Genomic DNA, 20,386 nt, shown 5'->3' on the forward strand with positions numbered 1-20,386 from the left:
AATAATTAATGGGGGCAATCCCCCTTCTATAAAGATAACCAGAATTTAGAAATCATATTTCTAGTAGAAAATAGCTATTCTAAGTAGGAAATTCATAATTATAAGGAGGGATTTGATTATGACAGTAATTACTAAGCTTAAGCAAACTATTTCTGGATTAAAAAGTGCTCAAGCATGTTTAGAAGGATTTGCTCTTGATACTGACAATCAGCAAGCAAAACAACTGTATCAAAATGCTGCTCAGCAAGCGCAGACAATTATTGATTCTTTAGAACCACGTGTTCAGGAGGTTCAACAAGATGAGCCTCAATATAAGCAATAAAAAGCTGTCATCTTCAGATTTTTTCCAGAAGTCTTATTATAGTTAGATTTATATATCTGATGGGGTTCGCTGTATGCCCATCAAGTTAAGAAATTTGTTGTTCCTCAAAACGAAAAAATCGATCTAACTCCTCATATATAGCTGTAAAACAATAAAATTTTCGTTTTGGGGGCATTTACTTTTTTTAAGTTGATAACGATGTGGTGCTACCCCATCGCCATCAACTTAAAAAATTGATTTTCCTCCAAAACGAAAAAATGAGTTGAATTCTCATAAATAACTGTAAAAAGGTAAATTTCTCGTAATGGAGATGTCTCAAAATCTTAGCTTGATAGGTATGTGGTGGTATCCCTATACAGTTACTCATAAATTTCGTACTGTGTAACTCAAAGGAAAAAGTTAAATGAAATTACTGATAGCAAGGGATTCAGTGATAGACTCAGTTACATACAATATAAGATATGGGTAAGTGGTGTGATATAGTAAATGAAAATATATCAATATAAAATGAGTTGCAAGTGATGTGATATAAACTTAAAGAATAGGAAGATCGTTATCAGCAGTACGGGTTTTACAAATAAACCTATTAAACGAAAAGCTTTAAATATAGAGCGCACAACTTTCATGAAGATGCCCCCTAAATCAAATAATATATCAAGTATGTATCGTTATAAGTTACTCTATCACTTTGCATGTTCTTCCATTTTCTTATCAAGTGCTTTAGCATAAGCATCTTTAGTTTCCTGATTTAATTCATAAATTGCCTTATCCCACTGTTCACCTTCTACACCTGACATATGTGGAGTGCTTTTAAGTATAGCTAATTCAATCTCTTTTCCATCTTCTTTATTAGCGTCTAGTATTATCTTTGTTCCTTTTCTTGCATTTGTTACGCCTTCTAACACAAGTTTGTTAATGTCCTTGTACTTATCAGGTACTTTTATATTCTCCATACGGTCTAAAGCTTCATCCATAGCGTCTGCTGTTTTGAATACCTCTTTATATCCTTAACATTGAATTCATTTATAAACAGTATATTAAGAAGGAATGTGTGAATCATCTAAACAAAAAAGTGCTAACAAGTTTGCAAACGAACTTGCTAACACTCATACAAAATAGACATAGATTATCGCTGATATGTCTTCCTTAATAATAGTCATAATCAATTAGAACATACTAATATGAAATGCTCATACAATCATTCTTGATATACATGATAATAGTATAAACTCTATATTTCTTTTAATAATTTAGGGTTATATCTTTTCTGCATTAGCCGCTTTTAACCACGCTTCGTAGAATTCTGTAACTGATGCATACCGTTCTGCTCGATTGTTATTTACAGCACGATACGCTACCTCATATAATTCCTTACTTGCTTCCCATTTTATAAAAGAACGATCTTTTTCGCCGCCTAAAAGTGAGAAAGCCATTGCTCCCATATTAAATACATTTGTTCTTTCATCAATTATAGCGTTTAGTTCAAATTCCTCTGGTGACATAAAACGGGAGGAACCCCATAGCCGGCCCATTTTATTTATGTAAGGTTTCTTACTGTATAAATCTATATCACAAATTTTTGTCTCGTTTGTATTAAAATTATATAAAATACTACCGTCATAAAAATCTATCGCTACATATTTTTTCTTTTCTACATAAGTATGGAAAGAAAAAATACAATGTAAGGAATGAATTCGTTCTATAGCAGATAAATGTCTAAATTTATAAAATGGAGAGTTTGGATTTTTATATTTTTCAGGAGGTGAGAAACGCCAATGCGAATGAAGACATTCACCATCAAACCAATCGAAAATTAATACATACCCAGATTGAACTGGAAAATGATCAATTAGTCTTATGAGCGAGTCATGCTTTAAATCTTCATAGATAGTAACTGAATTTTTTAGCCTTTCAATAGCATCACCCGTTGTTCCTTCATATGTAATTGTTTGTGCTCCTGCGTATTTAATAAATTTCTTATGACCATCTTTTTCTACACCAAAACTTATATTACCTGAATCTTGTTGGTCAAAAACTGCGAATACGGTCCCTAATTTAATAAGCCAATCAAAATTATGATATTCTTTTAATTGGAATGTTACGTTATTTAACTGAATTTCCACGGAATTATCTTTCATAGATTACCTCACATTTAATATAATTAAGTTGTACATTCCACTATTCGACATATTTCACGGAAATCCTATGCTAATAATATAAAATTTTATAAATATAATGATAAACACTTATAAAGAGGTGAATACAATGGATCAACAAATTGTTATTAAAGCATATCAAAAAGACTGGGTTGAAGAGTATATAAAAGAAAAAGAGAAATTCTGTTCCTTGTTAGGACAAGAAATAATTGCTGTTGAACATATAGGAAGCACAGCAGTAGAAGGATTAGGAGCTAAACCTCTTATTGATATGATGATTGGCGTAACAGACTTACAAATTACTGAAAACTGGATTGAAGTTCTATCGGAAATTGGATATGAGTATGTTCCAAAAGATGCAACGAATTGGCGTTTTTTTAGAAAGGGAAAATGGAGAGCGGGTACTCATCATTTGCATATTTATATTTATAATAGTGAAGAGTGGAGAAACAATATTTTATTTCGTGACTTTCTAATAAGCCATGAATGGGCACGTAAAGAATATAGAGAATTAAAAGAGAGGCTTGCTATTACATATGCTTTTGATCGTGTTTCATATACAAAGGCAAAAGCGCCGTTTATTCAAAACATAATAAAGTTAGCTGAAAAAAATCAATAATAGTTGCCAGTGATATTGAAATTCTCATTTTATTTTAATCTTTCTCTCATTTTATTTTCTTTTTTATTTGATAGACTGCTTGTTACAAAGCCTTTATTAGTAAGGAGATTAAATAAAATGGAGAAGATATTAAGAAATAAATATTTCCATGTGTGTGTTAAAATTATAGGTATTACTATTATTATTTGTAGTGTAGAGATGCTATTCATTAATGTTATGTACGGCAATGTTCTGAATGTAAAATGGTTAAATAAAAAATTAGGCTCTTTTGGTGAATATGGGGCTATTATGGCTGCTTCATTATGGTTTTTACGCCATATATGGGTGTTTTTAAAGAAGAAAAATATACAAGGATTTAAAAAAGTTAAAGAAGTGTATCTATTTGCAAAAAAGTTTCATGTATTAATTGGATACGCTATAATAGCTGTTGCAATTACTCATGGTGTTTACTTTTTTATAAAAGGGAGTCGTCATATTTTACTCATATACAGTGGCATATTTTCTCTATTAGCCTTAATTGTACTAGGGATTGTTGGGTTTTATTTACAACAAATAAATAAGAAAGAAAAATTTATGATGTATAGAAAAGTGCATCAAATCATTGCAATTATATTTGGAATAGGATTATTTATTCATTTAATTGTCTAGGAGGAACTACCGTTGCAACACATTTTAATTATTGAGGATGAGGAAAGTTTAGCAGATTTTCTAGAATTAGAACTAAAATATGAAGGGTATAAAGTAGATATACAACTAGATGGAAGAAAAGGGTTAAGCGCAGCACTTGAAAAGAATTACGATCTCATTTTGCTTGATTTAATGCTGCCTGGATTAAATGGACTAGAGGTATGTCGTCGACTAAGAGCGACTAAAAATACACCCATTATTATGCTGACTGCTCGTGATAGTATTATGGACCGTGTGACAGGTTTAGATAGTGGAGCGGATGATTATCTTCCGAAACCATTTGCAATTGAAGAACTGTTAGCACGTATGAGAGTGATATTTAGAAGAGAAGAACATATTGAAAACAAGCAGGTTTCATTTCTTACATTCAAAGATTTGCAGCTTCAGATTGAATCTCGAACTATAACTAAAGGAAATGAAGAAATTGAACTTACAAATAAAGAATTCGAGTTATTGCTTATGTTTATGAAAAATATTAATCGCGTACTTACTCGTGATGTTTTACTGGATCAAGTATGGGGATATGATGCAATTGTTGAGACAAATATTGTTGATGTATATGTTCGTTATTTGCGAAATAAGTTACATAGTGTAGATAAGGAGGAGTATATCCAAACAGTGCGTGGTGCGGGATATATAATGAAATGATAAAAAATATAATGTTTCGAATTCGAAATCTACCTATAAAGTGGAAACTAACACTTTGGTCCACTACACTAGTATTTATTTTATTCATCTTATATAGTGCTTTGCAGTTTATTGTAATTAATAAGTGGACTATAGATTATGAACAGAAACAAATAAATAGGCAAGTGACGGAAATAGCGGCATATTTCCAAGATAAAAATGATACCCTTTCGAGTAAAACATTTAAAAACAGTAAAGATTTTCTAAACAATATGATTGATAAGCATCAAATGATTCGTATTATTGACATGGATGGGGAGCCGATTATTACTGTTTCACGAGATTTTAATGAAACGTGGATAAAGCCGAAACAGGTTATAAAAGATGAGGCATTTATAAAAAGGCATTTAGAAGATCGAATATTAGTTAAGCGCATACCAATTAAAACGAAAGAGTTTACTGGAACTATTGAACTTACGAAAAACCTAGAGACATTTGATTATTTATTAAAAGTTATTTTAGTGGTAATGCTTATTGCTGGAATATTTGGATTGATATTTAGTTTTTTAGGTGGGATTCTTATAACGAAGAAACTATTATCAAGTGTTCAAAATATAACAGATACGATGAAACGTATTAAAAAGAATGGACTAAATGAACGGGTTCCAGTACGAGAAAATAATGATGAGCTTGCAAAATTATCATTTCTCTTTAACGAGATGATGGATGAAGTAGAAACTTCTTTTACACAACAGAAACAGTTTGTCGAAGACGCATCTCATGAACTAAGAACACCGTTAACAATTATTCATGGTCACTTAGCGATGTTAAACCGATGGGGGAAAAATGATCCAGCAGTATTAGATAAATCTCTTCAATCTAGTTTAAAGGAAGTAGATCGTTTAAATAAATTAGTTTCAGAATTGCTAGAACTATCAAGAGCTGAATCTGAACAATTGCATCCAATAGCAGCTGAGCCAGTCCATGTAAATAGCGTATTAAAACATGTTACACAAAACTTTGTAGTACTCCAAAGTGATTTTCAATTTGATATGAAATTCGGGGATGACGAGGCTTATGTGTCAATGCCATCATCTTACTTAGAACAAATTATTATTATCATAATGGATAATGCAGTTAAGTATACAAAAGAGGTTAATAAATATATTTGCATAGAATCCAGTTTACAATCAGGGAAAGTTAAAATTCGTGTAATAGATCATGGAGCGGGAATACCTGAATCCGATTTACCATTTGTTCTTAATCGGTTTTACCGAGTTGATAAAGCGAGAAGTCGAAAACAAGGTGGAAACGGACTAGGTTTGTCTATTGCAAAACGACTTGTAGAAAAATATAACGGAGCTATTAAAATAGAGAGTAAAGAAAATGAAGGAACAATCGTTACGATTACATTACCATGTATAATAAAATAAGCCTTCAAAGAAGGGGTGCTTCTTGCATTCCTTCTTTTTTTACGATCAAATCATTTTGTTTATTTCGAAATTTCTAGTACATTAAAATTATTAAGGGGGAATAATAATGAAAGCTATCGTACATCAATATAAAACTGGATTTGACGGTGTAGAATATAAAATATCACCTGAGAGAGCACTTAATGATGGGGAAGTTAAAGTGAAGTTAAAATCAGCAGGCTTAAATCATCGGGATTTATTTATTATGAATAATAGAAAAGAAATGCAATTACCTTTAATCTTAGGATCAGATGGTGCAGGTATTGTTACGGAAATTGGAAACGGTGTTTCTGATAACATATTACATACAGAAGTTATTATTAATCCTAGTATTGGATGGGAACATGCTACTGAAGTACCGGAGTTACCGGAAGTGCTAGGTGGACCGAAAGATGGAACGTTTGCTGAATATGTAATTGTACCAGCTGAAAATGTAGTAGAAAAGCCGTCATATCTTACTTGGGAAGAATCAGGTGTTTTATCTTTATCCGCATTAACTGCATATAGGGCGCTTTTTACAAAAGGGAGATTGAAGTGCGGCGAACACGTTTTAATTCCGGGAATAGGCGGTGGTGTTGCTACATTTGCCATGTTATTCGCGAAAGCAATTGGCGCAAAAGTGAGTGTTACTTCAAGGGTAGAGAATAAAAGGGAACTTGCTGCAAAATATGGTGCAGATATTTCTTTTCATAGTGCCGGAAATTGGGAAGAGAGCTTACAAGGTGAAAAAGTTGATTTAATAATAGATAGTATAGGTCCGGCAACTTTTTTGAAATATTTTGATGTATTAAAACCAAATGGAAGAATCGTGAATTTTGGTGCAAGCTCAGGAGATAAAATAGAATTACCATTACGCGCGCTATTTTACAATCAAATTGATATTATGGGAACATCCATGGGTAGCCGTGAGGAATTTAATGAGATGATAAAGTTTATAGAAAAACATCAAATTAAACCAATTATTGATAAAGTTTACTCGTTAGAAGAAGTAATTCGAGCACTAAGCCGTATGGAACATGGAGAACAATTCGGAAATATTGTTCTTCAAATGAATTAAAAAATATGATTTTGCAATTAGTATATTTAAATGAACATGTTCTGTATTCCAAACATGAAAAAAATACGAAACACCTTATTATAAAGGTTTACCGGCTTTATACATAAATAGCGTATAAAATTTGTTTTATAATTGTCACATGAGTAATAGTAAAATGAGAATTATATGAGAAAAGTTTAAGCCCATTTTCATAATGGTATTGTATACTGTGTAAATCAAGAACACTTGTAAGTAGGGAGAGAGTATTATGAATTACACAGTATTTCAGTGGTTTAATAATTTTGCTGATTCATCTAAACTATTAGATACGTTAATGGTTGCTATTACAAATAGCGCTGCATACGTAGCCATTTTATTTATGCTTATCTTATGGTTTAACAATGGCAAGAAAGAGAAGGCAATTAGAAAACAATATACAGTTTTATATACGACGCTTTCGGTTATTATTGCATTAGTAGTAAATGTTCTTATACACGCGGTATATTACCATCCGCGTCCGTTTGTATCACATGATGTACATCAATTAGTACCACACGCAGCAGATTCATCATTCGTTAGTGATCATTCTGTACTTGTATTTTCAATTGCCTTTGTATTTATTCTTAGAGGAGAAAAACTGAAATATATCGCGCTCTTATGGGCAGTGTTAGTCGGTATATCACGTATGTATGTAGGTGTTCATTATCCTTTAGATATACTTGGTGCAGCTTTCATAACACTTGTTACGAGCGGTTTAGTAATGCAAAGTACACGTATGTTTGAACCAATAGCGAAATTCGTATTCAAAATGTATGCATTAGTAGCGAATCGAATTCCTTTCTTAGCAAAATATAACCATATCGCATAATTTTCTTATAAAAAGTTCCCCTTTGGAAATCCAGAGGGGAACTTTTTATAGTAAATAAGAAAAGAGTTTAGAGTGCTATGCAATCAAGTTTTGGTGAAGTTAATATTCAGAAATTTCACGCACCGTATTTTAATGAAATAAAATAAAAACAAAAAATAACAATAGTTAGTTTCGCATTGTTTTAAAGGAATTAAAAAGAAAACTTCGAAACATATAGTATCGTAAACAAAAACTACAAATTTTAAAACGGATCTTCGTACGAATCCATTCCAAAAGAGAGGAGATAAGTATGCAAAAACTCCAAACGAATAAAGGCGCTCGATATATGATGATTGCTTTTATTGTTTTGTTTCTTATTATGATTTTGCGTATATTCTATATTCAGGCAGTAGGAGTCGTGCATAATGTGAATGTAAAGGATCTAGCGGATGAACAACATAATAAAAAAGGTATTTTAGAAGCGAATCGTGGTACTATCTATGACCAAACCGGAAAGGTGTTAGTACAAGATTCTACAACATATCGAGTTGTTGTTAATTTAAAAGGAAAAGATAAAGTGAAAAATAAAGATGAAACCGCACAACAATTAGCCGATGCGCTTGAAATTGATAAAGAAGAAGTATTAAAAAACTTTCATGAAGGGCGTACGCAAGTTGAAATTGGGAAAATTGGTCGGAACTTATCTAGGGAAAAGAAGGAAAAAATTAATGATTTAAAAATACCAGGTGTATCTTTTATGTCGGAAAAAGCAAGAGTGTATCCGAATGAAGATTTTGCATCCTATATACTGGGTTTTGCTAGACCAGATGATAAAGGGAATACGGAAGGAAAGTTTGGGCTTGAAAAGAGTTTGGATAAATATTTGCGCTCGACAAACGGGAATATAGAATATGTGGGTACACGAAGGGGGATTCCGCTTACAAATGATATAGGTAAAGTAGAACCTGCTAAAAATGGGAATAACGTGTATTTAACGCTTGATAAACAAATTAATAGCTTTTTAGAAGAAGCGATGAACAAAGCACAAGAGCATTATGATCCTTCTATGTTAATTGGCATTATTGCTGATCCAAAAACAGGAAAGGTTTTAGCGATGTCTAGTAAACCTAGTTACAATCCTAATGTAGGTGATATCGAATACTTTTTAAATGATCCGATTGCAAATGCATATGAACCAGGTTCAACAATGAAAGTTTTTACGTTAGCAGCTGCCATTAATGAAGGTGTATATAACGGAAAAGAATATTTTCAATCTGGAAAATATTCCGTTGGTTCCTCTGATATAAAAGATCATAATGGTGGATTTGGATGGGGATCAATTACATTTGATGAAGGTTTTGAAAGATCATCAAACGTAGCTTTTTCTATTTTAGAAGATCAGTTACTGAAACCAAATAAATTTAAGCAATATATGAATAAATTTGGATTCAATCAAAAAACAGGAATAGATTTACCTGGAGAAAGTAAAAATACTTTATTATTAAATACGCAAATTCAACAGGTTACAACTTCTTTCGGTCAAGGTTCTACAGTAACTCCGATTCAATTAATCCAAGCGGCTACTGCTATAGCAAATGACGGGAAAATGATGCAACCATATATCGTTGATAAAGTTGTAAATCCAACAAACAAAGAAGTTATTATGGAAAATCAACCGAAAGAAATTGGGAATCCGATAAAAAAAGAAACAGCGGACAAGGTTAGAAGCTTAATGGAGCGTGTTATAACATCTTCAAAAGGAACTGGTACAATGTATAAAGTGGATGGTTATCCAATTGGAGGTAAGACAGGAACAGCACAAATCCCGAATCCTGAAAATGGCCGATATATGGAAGGGAAAGAGAATTACATTTTCTCCTTTTTAGGAATGGCTCCAATTGACGATCCGGAGTTAATCGTATACTTAGCTATTAAGCAGCCAAAGTTAAAAGGAGATGAGTATGGAGCTCAGCCTCTTGCTGAAATATTTAAACCTGTTATAAAAAACAGCCTTGAATATTTAAAGGTGAAACCGTATACAGAAAAACAAATAGCTGATGCAGCGAAACAATCTCAATTAAAAGTACAAAATTATGTAAATCAATCGATGGATACAATAGAGAAAAGTGTAGAAAAAGAGAAGCTACAGCCGGTAATTTTAGGAGAAGGAAAAATAATAAAACAATATCCACAGTCTGGCGAGGTAATGAGTGAAGGTGATCGTATATTTTTATTAGGGAATAACGCACAAATGCCAAATGTAAAAGGGTGGTCCATGCGTGATGTTATGCATTTCTCTAAACTTTTGAAATTAGATTTGAAAACTTCTGGTACGGGTTATGTAACGAGTCAAAGTATTGAAAAAGGACAAGATTTACAAGAAGGAGATACACTAGAACTAGAATTAGAACCGCCGTTACAACCGTTAACAGAGGCGAATACGAATTAATCCAGGCATTTGGAAAGAGCTATATGCAAATAGCTCTTTCTTTAGAGTTGCGAGTAATTTCACGCACCTTAATTTTTAGAAAAAATAATAAATAAAAGAACTAACAGTGACACGTTATTAAATATCTGATTATTGTTTATTTACAGTTAAATTTATATGTGATAATATGGAAAAAATAAATGCAGTGAAGAGAAGAGTAAATAAAATGAATTTTTCACAGAGAGCTCCATGTAGCTGAAAAGGAGTAAAAATTCTTTATTGAACCAAGCCTCTGAGCAGCACATCGGAACCTATTATTAGGGGATGGTGTGACGGGAGCTCCCGTTATAGAGCTATGGTATAAGCATGAATTAGAATGCAGTACCTGATAAGGTTAGTATGGTGACATATTAACAAACTAGGGTGGCACCGCGATGATAAATCTCGTCCCTAAGATTAAAAGTCTTGGGGGTGGGATTTTTTTATTGTTGTAAAACAATTTTGAAAGCGGGGACCAAAAATGAAAAATTTACTTAAAGATTGGAAATATCCTTTATTACTATTGTCCGGAGTTGGTATTGCGAATTTAGGGGCATGGATTTACTTAATAGCATTGAATGTACTTGTCTATAATATGGGTGGCTCAGCCTTAGCTGTTGCTACTTTATATGTAATAAAACCATTAGCCACTTTATTTACAAACGCTTGGTCTGGGAGTATGATTGATCGTTTAAATAAACGGAAATTAATGATTCACCTCGATATATATCGTGCGTTATTTATCGCTATTTTACCTTTACTTCCGTCACTTTGGATTGTTTATGTATTCGTATTCTTTATAAGTATGGCCAGTGCAATTTATGAGCCAACTGCTATGACGTATATGACGAAATTAATTCCAGTAGAGCAAAGACAACGTTTCAACTCATTACGTACTTTAATAGGATCTGGTGCATCATTAATTGGACCAGCAGTAGCGGGGGGATTATTAATTGCAGGTACACCAGAGTTTGCTATATATATGAATGCTATAGCATTTCTCTTATCAGGATTCATTACATTACTTTTACCGAATCTTGATAAGAAAGAAGATTCGGATACAACTAGTAATACATTATCACTTACAGTATTAAAAAAAGATTGGAACACTGTTATAAATTTTAGTAGAAAACATGTGTATGTCGTATGTGTGTATTTCTTATTTCAAAGTATGTTCGTATTAGCAACTGCTACTGATTCACTTGAACTATCGTTTGCGAAAGAGGTATTACTACTAACAGATAGTGAATACGGTTTTCTAGTTAGTATAGCTGGTGCAGGATTTATTTTAGGTGCCATAACAAATACAATTTTATCAAAGAAATTAGCACCTTCATTTCTAATTGGAATAGGATCACTATTCATCGCAATTGGTTATTTAATTTATGCTTTTTCAAATGTATTTTTAATAGCTGCTATTGGATTCTTTATTTTATCTTTCTCTATGGCATATGCAAATACAGGATTTTATACATTTTACCAAAATAACGTTCCCGTTCATATAATGGGACGGATCGGGAGTATATATGGACTTGTTATTGCGTTAGTAACAATCTTTATTACAATATTATCTGGTGTTGCGACTCAGTTCATTTCTATACAACTTGTAGTTATTGTAGGTTCATTGATCATGTTATTTATTACTATCGTCTTGTGTGTGTTTACTTTATTCCCATCACAATCTAAGTTGTATTCTACTGAATCAATAAAGTGAAACTTTAATCAGGGGGGCATCCTCCGCTGATTATTAGCCCTCACCAATCGGGCTTTTACGGGCAGCAGGGTCCCCACCTCATTTCTTTGCTTCTACTGAATTTTGAGATGGGGGTCTTACTGCTCATAAATAGCGGGATAACTTCGAAATGAACTTTGTGTTCTCATTAACAATTTATCGTATTTAATAAGAGGGTTCTTTCCTCTTTATATGGAAAAATTAATAAGAGGAAAGAACAATACCGAAAGATAAGGGTGGTTGTCGTGATAAAAACAAAAGATGAAATTGATAAAATTGTAAAAGAAATACAAAAGAAAATAGATTTCTCTGGAGTAGTTTTAGTAAAAAAAGAAAAAGATTTAGTCTATGAAACAGCATTGGGTTACGCAAACCAAAGTGAATGTATAAACAATACGATACAAACAAGATTTGGCATTGCCTCAGGATGTAAAATCTTCACTGCAATTGGCATCTGTCAACTTGTTGAAAAAGGTGTTATTTCTTTTCATACAAAATTAAAAGATTGTCTAGAGATAAAATTTCCAAACTTCGATGAAGATATTACAATACATCAACTACTAACGCATAGTGCTGGTATACCAGATTATTTTGATGAAAGTATTATGGATAACTTCGAAGACCTTTGGAAACAAACACCTATGTATCTATTAAAGAGCGTAAAAGACTTTTTACCATTATTTCAAAACAATAATATGATGTTTGCACCTGGAAATAAGTTTCACTACAACAACGCAGGTTTTATTATACTTGGATTAATAATAGAAGAACAGACGGGACTTAAATTCACGGAGTATATAGAAACAAACATTTTTAATTCGATTGGTATGAATGATTCTGGCTATTTTTCGTTAGATAGATTACCAAGACATACAGCTCTAGGATATATAAAGGACGAAACCAACCAAAATTGGAGAACAAACGTCTACTCTATACCAATAAAAGGAGGAGCTGATGGAGGTGCATATGTTACTGCACCAGACATGTTGAAATTTTGGGCGGCACTATTTAATAATGAAATTTTAGGAAAGGAATATACAAAGTTACTTTTAACTCCCCACATTCATGTAAATGATAAACAGTCTTACGGATATGGAATATGGATTGAAACACGAGAAAACAAGGTATTCAAATATCATGTAATGGGATATGATCCAGGCGTCAGTTTTCGCTCGGCCATATATCCAGAATTAGGAATCACTTTAGTTATTCCATCGAATAAAGGGGCAGGACCCGAAAAATTAATGACAGAAATAGAAAGAGCTTTTTAATTATATGGATATAAAAGAAGAGATACGAAAATAATTTAAACGGGTTCATGCTTGTTTCTGTTTTGAAAAATATTTTAGTTAACGAGGAACCCTATATTCATTTAATAAGGGTTTTTTGTAATTCCGCACAATTATATATAAATATATGGATTTTTAAATAAAAAAACATTACTATATAGTTGTAAATTTTAATTATTACTTCATATGAAAGGATGTGTTAACAATTTGTATATGATCAACGGTAGTTTGTTTATTATTTTAGGGGTTATTTGTTATTTAATTGTACGTGGAATATTAATTGGTACCAAAAATAAAAAATATGTGATTTGGTGGAAAGAACTAGTAAGTTTTTTATTCGTGGTCTACATTTGTATGGTTGTTGCAGTAACTTTATTCCCTTTACCAATCGGTTTTCCTTCTAATATTGAAAATCTGAATCGCTCGGTCAATATAATACCATTTGCATCAATTATTAAAGACATCAATCAAATTGGTAGTGCTTATGATGGAGATGCCCTATTTATGATTGGTCTAATTGTAAGAAATGTAGGCGGGAATATTTTATTATTAATGCCTTTAGGATTTTTAGCACCTATCCTATGGGATAAATATAAGAAATTCAAAAATACAATTTTATTAGGATTTTCTATATCAGCTAGTATTGAATTGCTACAATTAATTGAGTCGTTATTTAGTGGAGTGGGACGTATTACTGATATTGATGATGTGATCTGTAATGTTCTAGGTTCTATTTTTGGATATTGTATTTATAATATCTTTTTAAAAGCCATTAATAAATTTAACATTCGAGTGTTGGGTAAAACTAATTCTAAAGGTATGGAATTAGTTGATAAATAGGAGTTTAAACGAGTTATTAAAGGCGTACGAGTAAAAAGTACGTCTTTTTATTTTTATAAATAATGCTTAAGGCTGATGAGAAGGGGAGAATATAAGCTTTAAAGATAAACAAGTTTATAGGAGGATTCTAAATGGATATTTTACTTGTTGTTCTTATTATTGTTTTGATGCAAAGTAAAGAACGAAAAGTGAAAATAAACCGTATTTGGCTCATTTCGGCTTTGTTGTGGTTTGTAACAATCCAGTCCATTATTCATATGGGACAAGTAACACCCCTTGTTTAACATTGCTAAGAACGGTAATACTAATTAACATTGAACTTTTACAACAAGGGATGATAATATGATATACATTTACACAGATTTTGGTGGAACACATACTACCTCACTAGCTGCAGCGTATCATTTAAATAAACTACCAACGGATCGTAAGTTAACGAAAGAAGAAATTTTGAATGTAGATTACTTTAATAAATTGAAAACAGAAGATATGGGAAAAATTATTTTTCATGGAATCGATGAACATGGTCATCCTGTATATACGATTGGATGTGGCGCATCAAAAGTTGTTGTACCAGCGATGAAGCATTTAGGAGAAATCTTGCAAAAACATTATCAAAGCCATGAAAAGATTATATTTTCTAATACATCACCAACAGTGCCTTTACCGATGACTTTCGGTGGGCTGTTTTCTAGAAGGTTCCATATTGATTTTATTGGCGTACCGTTACTCGTATGGGGAGCAAAAATTTGCTGTGATAATATACAAAGGCTTGTTAGTTATACAAAAGAAGCTGGACGATTAACGAATGATTATGTAGTAATTTTAGATAATGAAACTTTTAAATAGTATATGATAAGAAGAAAATCGAGCAAATTCCTTGATTTTCTTTTTTATTTGTGAAATAGACAAGAAATAGTCACATTTAATATGCATCTACTATAGCCAAAACAATAAAGTCCTGTTACTATTACAGGGATATTCTCTTTTCATAACATAAATATATAGAAAAATTAGAAAAGAGGAATTGAATTAAGGGAGGAACAACATGAATCGTGTTGCTTGGATTACTGATAGTACAACTGCGAGTTTTAAAACAGAAGGAGATAACTTTGTTATCCCAATTGAAGTTATTATTGATGGTGTGTCGTACAAAGATTGTGAAGAAGGTGTGCGTGAGCGCGTTTATAATGCTTTGAACGAAGGTAAAACTGTCACTACATCACAGCCTAACATAGGGGAAATGGTAGAGTTATTTTCGAAATGCAAAGAAGAATATGAAGAAGGATTTGCAGTTGCTATTAGCGGAAAAGTAAGTGGAACCTATCAAAATATGAAGTTAGCTGCAGAAATGGCAGGTTTTCCATTAACGGTATTAGACAGTGAAACAACAAGTTATCCAATGGATGAACTAATTAGAAAAGCGAAATCGTTATACAATGATGGTATGACTTTACAAGATATACACAAAACATTAGTAGAGGAAAAAAGAAGACCTTTCCACGTATTCCCGAAAAGTTTAAAAGGCCTTTATGCAAGTGGGCGTGTAAAGGGAGTTCAATTTTTACTTGGAAGTTTATTAAGTGTCAACTTAATATTAGAAGTAAAAGGTGGAGAGCTTTTACTTGAAAAGAAAGTTCGTAAAATCCAAAAATGTCGAGAATATATTAAAAATGAACTTGAAAAAGAATTACCAAAAGTACTTCACATGTTCCATGCTAACGATAAAGCTGGAGCTGAAGAATGGATTGCAGATATTAGACAAGCATTCCCTGAAATGGATTTCAAATTATATCCATTACCAATTTCATTTGCGGTTCATGCAGGTGAAGGTACAATTGCAATTAGTTATTAAAGTAAAACCCGTGAATAGTTCACGGGTTTTTTATTTATAAATGGTGCACGCCATCATCAAGTTGAATTTTTATAGCACTCTAGAACGAAATTTGTGTTAACTTGAAACAAAAATCTTATTTTATCGTTTTGGGGAGCAACCACAATTCCTTGACTTGATTTGAGATTAAAAATATAAACCTTTTCCTACTGGCTGAACAGTTTCTAGTACAATATCAACCATTTCTTCATTAAGTAGGGTCCTTATAATCCAGGCTGAGAGTTCTTGAGCAGCAAAACAACCCGCAGCAGTCGAGATATTTCCTTCGTTTACGAAACTTTGCTCAATAACGTCTACATCAAATTGTTTTAGCTGTTCTACTGCGGATGGATATGTTGTAGCTTTTTTACCAGTTAGTAATTTTTTAGCTCCTAATAGTAGTGAACCAGAGCACATAGATCCTATTAATTGTCTTTGAGGATCTACATGAATGCTATTAATATATTGTTGGTTTTTATATAAATCCTTTACACCTTTACCACTTGCAAATATTACAGCGTCGGCAAAAGGGATATCAGATATGCTTCCTGTCATGGGAATACGCAAGCCAGACATAGATATATGAGTTTCTTCCGTTCCTAAAAGCTGTACATCCCAATCAGAAAGACCACCGACTAAACGTACACGATTTAATAAATCCCATGGTAGAAAAACATCTATATCAGTAAAGTTATCGAAGCAGACTATTGCAATTTTCATTTTCTAACCCTCCACTTATATATATCATTTTATTTATAATATAAACATCTCCTTTTTATGTTCTATATCAAGTTATAAATCCCTGTATATTACACGTATATGAAGGGGGTGTAGTGATTTTTTAATTCCTCTAAACATAAAAAGATATAAAATCATTTTCTTGGTTTCTATCGATTTTTTGTACAAAACCAAGACCCGTAGCAACAACTCGTATGGTATTGGGGATGAGGATTTTTAAAATTCTCAGGGAAATAGGTGTAATTTATCACACATACAAATAGAAATAAAAACGTCATCCTTTCTTATAAACTCACAGATAGAAACACGTTTTTCGCTTTTAGGGGGCATTATTTCAGTAGTTTACTAATCTATATATAATATGATTTTTATAATTTCCGTAAAATAATTTTGACGTATTTATTTTTTCAATATAAAATAATATTCATCCATCCAAATTTAACCAATAGTATATAAAAGATATATCTTTAGTTTCAAGGGGAAAGGTTAATATAAAAGTAAGGAAACTAGTTACGCTTGCAGTACCATTTATGCTATTATACGTGTCAGTTCAATTAACCAGAATTCTTCAAGGCAATTTCAGCAACTGAACGAAATCAGAATGGATATTATTTTTGAAGAAAAAGTTTAAGGAACAATTGATGAGTTATACCGAAAATCGGAAATTTATAATAGAAAATAAGTTTCATATAGAGGTGAAATTATATGCCTAAAATTGACAGTATGTTAGCAATTCTTTGGATGCTTCGTTCAGGTGAAAAAATTACTGCGAAACAAATTTCAGAAAAGTTAGAGATGAATATAAGGACTGTGTATCGTTATATTGATACAATTTCAACTAGTGGAGTACCTATAATTTCAGAACCAGGACATAACGGCGGATACACTTTATTGAACAATTTTATTGAAGCCCCTCTTTTTTTTGATTTTGAGGAGCAAACTTCACTATTTCATGCTGCTGTTTTTGCAGAAGAAGCCGGGTATTATGGAGGTGAAGCATTAAATAGGGCCATTTCAAAACTAAGTAAATACTCAAATCAAGAGCAGGAAACAAAGATAAATCAACATTTAACTAGTCTTGAAGTAATAAGTCGATTAAGTCCGCTCTCTATAGAAACTTTTTTGAAGGAGTTGGAGCAGGCCGTAGCTGACGGGTACTCAGTAAAAATTCTTTACCATAAAAATGGGGAAAAGAAATTAAATTATAGATTGGTCGATCCATACAGAATTATCTATTGGAATAATAAATGGTATGTGATTGGATTTTGTCATCTTAGGAATGATATCCGTAGTTTTAGAGTAGATCGAATTGAAAGTTTAATGTTAACGGAAAATAAGTTTAACCGGCCAGAAAATTTTTCGGCACGGGACTTTTTTATAAAAAGTCTTCTTCCAACTATAGAAGATAAGAAAGATATTATTTCTTTGGTTATTAATGGGGATAAAAATGTATTAGCTGATATTTGCCAACATTGGTTTTTAGGACATTATTTACAAGAACGGACTTCAAATCAAGCTGTTTTTCTTCTTGAAAAAGATATGATACATACCTATGTACCTTATTTACTTTTACCGTACAATAAATCTATTAAAGTTATTGAGCCAATAAGTCTTAAGAAAAGACTTATTGAAGTTCTGTCGGAATTAATAAAATTTCATCAAGTATGATAACTTCCCTGACGTTAACTGTCAGGGAAGTTATATTATAATAGCTATATAAATTGTGATTGGAGTGTTATTGGATGCAAACAAAAAAAGTTTTTCTATATGTATTTAATACAATGTCGGACTGGGAATATGGATATTTAATTGCTGAACTAAACTCAGGAAGATATTTCAAAAAAGATTTAGCACCTTTAAAAGTAATTACAGTAGGAGCTAATAAAGAAATGATTACTACTATGGGAGGACTGAGCATAAAACCAGATATTTCCCTTGATGAATGTACTCTTGAGAGTAAAGATCTTTTAATTTTACCAGGAGGGACTACTTGGAGCGAAGAAATTCATCAACCTATCTTGGAAAGAATTGGCCAAGCTCTAAAGATTGGCACTATTGTTGCTGCAATTTGTGGTGCAACTGATGCCCTAGCGAATATGGGATACTTGGATACTAGAAAGCATACAAGTAATAACTTAGAATATACTAAAATGGTATGTCCTAACTATAAAGGAGAAAAGTTTTATGAGTTGGGATCTGCGGTATCTGATGCGAATTTAGTTACTGCATCAGGAATAGCTCCTCTGGAATTTTCAAGGGAGGTACTGAAAAAAATAGATGTATTTACACCAGATGCATTACATTCATGGTATAACCTAAATAAGACTCATAAACCTGAATACTTCTTCCAGTTAATGAATTCAATAAAAAAATGAAATAATTAAAAAGCGCAATTTCTCTGTTTTGATTTGCAGAGAAATTGCGCTTTTTAATTTGGAATTCCCTTATCATTGTAAATCGGCATTTTCCTGACGCTCCCCCTATGTAACCTTCTACACTAATCCTACGTGTTGAACGTAATTAAATAATATCGAAAAAGCGCAGGATTAGCATCCTGCGCTTTTCTATCGTAATTCAGCTGTTTTTCTAATAACAATCTTATCAATATCATCTTCTTCATCACCAATAAATAATCCGCGTTCTTTTAAATATGCTTCAAAATATAAATCTGCTTCAGCGCGTTCGTCATATGGCTTTACAGAGAGAACGAAACCTAATTTGTTTTGTTCTTCTAAGTGAGAAGTGGAGATGTAAGCCGGTACATTATGGCGTAAAAAGAGTTCTTTAACCGGAATAATCATATCTTTCATTAATTTCGTTAGCATACCCATTTCAAACTCGAAATTAAAGCGATCTATACTAGATAAATCAGCGAATACTACACCGATAAAACCTGTATTAAATACTTCTTGATATTCTACATCTTCGTCATGGCCGCCGTAAAAATTCTTTTCGATTAAATAATTTACAAAATAAGCAATGCCATCATTTTGTTCAAATGGTTTCGTTGAAAGAACAAAGCCAATTTTCTTTTGTTTATGTAAATATACACATGACATGTATGCTGAAATGTTATGTTCTTTAAACAAAGCGCTTGTTGCTCCAGAGAGACCATCTAATACGTGATGAACAATTTGAAGTTTTTTACGAGCGAAATAATAGGATTTCTTTTGTAACTCCAATGTATCAATAAAGACAGAGCCGATAAAGCCTGTATTTGAAATAATAGGTGCTTGCTTTTTTCTTCCTCTGCGCTTTAATGGAGCCATTGTTAAAATCATCCCTTCATGTACGTTTAAAATAGAAAAGAACGTTTGTTCGTATAATTATATTTTACTATTAAAATGCTATAAAGTAAAGGGTTTTTGATGAAAATATAACAAAAAAGACACCTTATAAAAGGTGCCTTAAACGCTGTAGGGAATAGGGTTTACCCTAACTATTTATATTATGATACAGAAACAATCTCTTCTGTATCTTCTACATCTAAATGACAGTCCATAGTACGAACATCTTGATCTTCATGACTTCCGAAATAAATAGTAATTTTCATATGTATCGCTCCTTTATTCTAGGAATACCTAAAATAATTACTAGTAATGTTAATATTTATTATATACCACTTTTTTCATTCCGACAACGTTATATCATTTTTAATTATTTTAAACTATAGAGCACAAT

19 protein-coding genes, 1 pseudogene and 1 other annotated feature are annotated in these 20,386 nt (G+C 32.1%); of the genes and pseudogenes, 16 read left to right on the forward strand and 4 right to left on the reverse strand.

Translation table 11 applies throughout. The annotated features are described in order from the left end of the window. Nucleotides 1-118 precede the first annotated feature (118 nt). Nucleotides 119-322: a DUF1657 domain-containing protein gene (locus DN399_RS12980; protein WP_006919911.1), complete on the forward strand. Its 204-nt coding sequence runs from the start codon at nt 119-121 to the stop codon at nt 320-322. A gap of 683 nt (nt 323-1,005) precedes the next feature. Here DN399_RS12980 and DN399_RS12985 read toward each other — a convergent pair. Together DN399_RS12985 and DN399_RS12990 are read right to left on the reverse strand one after the other, a co-directional pair. Next, nucleotides 1,006-1,326 (reverse strand): annotated as a pseudogene (locus DN399_RS12985) (hypothetical protein); the annotation flags it as partial. Between the two features lie 252 nt (nt 1,327-1,578). Further along, nucleotides 1,579-2,460: a protein kinase domain-containing protein gene (locus tag DN399_RS12990; protein ID WP_078993695.1), complete on the reverse strand. Its 882-nt coding sequence runs from the start codon at nt 2,458-2,460 to the stop codon at nt 1,579-1,581. Nucleotides 2,461-2,587: 127 nt separating this feature from the next. On the opposite strand from DN399_RS12990, the gene DN399_RS12995 reads away from it, so the two are divergent. The 13 genes from DN399_RS12995 (at nt 2,588) to DN399_RS13050 (ending at nt 15,949) form a co-directional block, all read left to right on the forward strand. Continuing rightward, nucleotides 2,588-3,097, forward strand: coding sequence for a GrpB family protein (locus tag DN399_RS12995; RefSeq protein ID WP_006916279.1), 510 nt, complete (start codon nt 2,588-2,590; stop codon nt 3,095-3,097). A 117-nt stretch (nt 3,098-3,214) separates the two neighbouring features. Continuing rightward, on the forward strand, nt 3,215-3,745 hold the full coding sequence (locus tag DN399_RS13000; protein WP_006916278.1) for a hypothetical protein: 531 nt from the start codon (nt 3,215-3,217) through the stop codon (nt 3,743-3,745). Nucleotides 3,746-3,757: 12 nt separating this feature from the next. Then, the gene (locus DN399_RS13005) at nt 3,758-4,432 is read left to right on the forward strand and encodes a response regulator transcription factor (protein WP_001163828.1); all 675 of its coding nucleotides are present in this window, start codon (nt 3,758-3,760) and stop codon (nt 4,430-4,432) included. Further along, the gene (locus DN399_RS13010) at nt 4,429-5,844 is read left to right on the forward strand and encodes a HAMP domain-containing sensor histidine kinase (protein ID WP_006916271.1); all 1,416 of its coding nucleotides are present in this window, start codon (nt 4,429-4,431) and stop codon (nt 5,842-5,844) included. The genes DN399_RS13005 and DN399_RS13010 overlap by 4 nt, the downstream gene beginning before the upstream one ends. A gap of 106 nt (nt 5,845-5,950) precedes the next feature. Further along, nucleotides 5,951-6,940 carry a zinc-binding dehydrogenase gene (locus DN399_RS13015; protein ID WP_149149673.1) on the forward strand — a complete coding sequence of 330 codons (990 nt, stop codon included), beginning with the start codon at nt 5,951-5,953 and terminating at the stop codon, nt 6,938-6,940. Between the two features lie 247 nt (nt 6,941-7,187). Beyond that, entirely contained in the window at nt 7,188-7,787 is a 600-nt protein-coding gene (locus tag DN399_RS13020; protein ID WP_049108000.1) for an undecaprenyl-diphosphatase, read from the forward strand. 289 nt (nt 7,788-8,076) lie between these two features. Further along, nucleotides 8,077-10,215, forward strand: a complete 2,139-nt coding sequence (locus DN399_RS13025; protein WP_149149674.1) for a penicillin-binding protein — start codon at nt 8,077-8,079, stop codon at nt 10,213-10,215. A gap of 175 nt (nt 10,216-10,390) precedes the next feature. After that, nucleotides 10,391-10,649 (forward strand) — a binding site (T-box leader). Between the two features lie 65 nt (nt 10,650-10,714). After that, nucleotides 10,715-11,947, forward strand: coding sequence for an MFS transporter (locus DN399_RS13030; RefSeq protein WP_000793348.1), 1,233 nt, complete (start codon nt 10,715-10,717; stop codon nt 11,945-11,947). 263 nt (nt 11,948-12,210) lie between these two features. After that, nucleotides 12,211-13,236, forward strand: coding sequence for a serine hydrolase domain-containing protein (locus DN399_RS13035; protein ID WP_006929662.1), 1,026 nt, complete (start codon nt 12,211-12,213; stop codon nt 13,234-13,236). 225 nt (nt 13,237-13,461) lie between these two features. Further along, nucleotides 13,462-14,094 (forward strand): VanZ family protein, encoded by a 633-nt coding sequence (locus tag DN399_RS13040; protein WP_000281844.1) that lies wholly within the window; start codon nt 13,462-13,464, stop codon nt 14,092-14,094. Between the two features lie 131 nt (nt 14,095-14,225). Further along, entirely contained in the window at nt 14,226-14,378 is a 153-nt protein-coding gene (locus tag DN399_RS28100) for a hypothetical protein (protein WP_176327992.1), read from the forward strand. Nucleotides 14,379-14,436: 58 nt separating this feature from the next. Beyond that, nucleotides 14,437-14,943, forward strand: coding sequence for a DUF3189 family protein (locus DN399_RS13045; protein WP_000639421.1), 507 nt, complete (start codon nt 14,437-14,439; stop codon nt 14,941-14,943). A 199-nt stretch (nt 14,944-15,142) separates the two neighbouring features. Further along, nucleotides 15,143-15,949, forward strand: coding sequence for a DegV family protein (locus DN399_RS13050; protein WP_001082413.1), 807 nt, complete (start codon nt 15,143-15,145; stop codon nt 15,947-15,949). A gap of 165 nt (nt 15,950-16,114) precedes the next feature. On the opposite strand, the gene DN399_RS13055 is transcribed toward DN399_RS13050, so the two are convergent. After that, entirely contained in the window at nt 16,115-16,687 is a 573-nt protein-coding gene (locus DN399_RS13055; RefSeq protein ID WP_000684456.1) for a DJ-1/PfpI family protein, read from the reverse strand. A 723-nt stretch (nt 16,688-17,410) separates the two neighbouring features. Between DN399_RS13055 and DN399_RS13060 the strand changes: the two genes are divergently transcribed. Further along, complete coding sequence (locus DN399_RS13060) at nt 17,411-18,373, forward strand: helix-turn-helix transcriptional regulator (RefSeq protein WP_149149675.1); 963 nt, start codon at nt 17,411-17,413, stop codon at nt 18,371-18,373. Between the two features lie 74 nt (nt 18,374-18,447). Further along, nucleotides 18,448-19,080: a type 1 glutamine amidotransferase family protein gene (locus tag DN399_RS13065; RefSeq protein WP_149149676.1), complete on the forward strand. Its 633-nt coding sequence runs from the start codon at nt 18,448-18,450 to the stop codon at nt 19,078-19,080. A gap of 189 nt (nt 19,081-19,269) precedes the next feature. Here DN399_RS13065 and DN399_RS13070 read toward each other — a convergent pair whose 3' ends face one another. Beyond that, nucleotides 19,270-19,974, reverse strand: a complete 705-nt coding sequence (locus DN399_RS13070; RefSeq protein ID WP_006929668.1) for a hypothetical protein — start codon at nt 19,972-19,974, stop codon at nt 19,270-19,272. Between the last annotated feature and the right edge of the window lie 412 nt (nt 19,975-20,386).

Source organism: Bacillus sp. AR4-2 (assembly GCF_008274865.1).
Taxonomy (GTDB): Bacteria; Bacillota; Bacilli; order Bacillales; family Bacillaceae_G; genus Bacillus_A; species Bacillus_A cereus.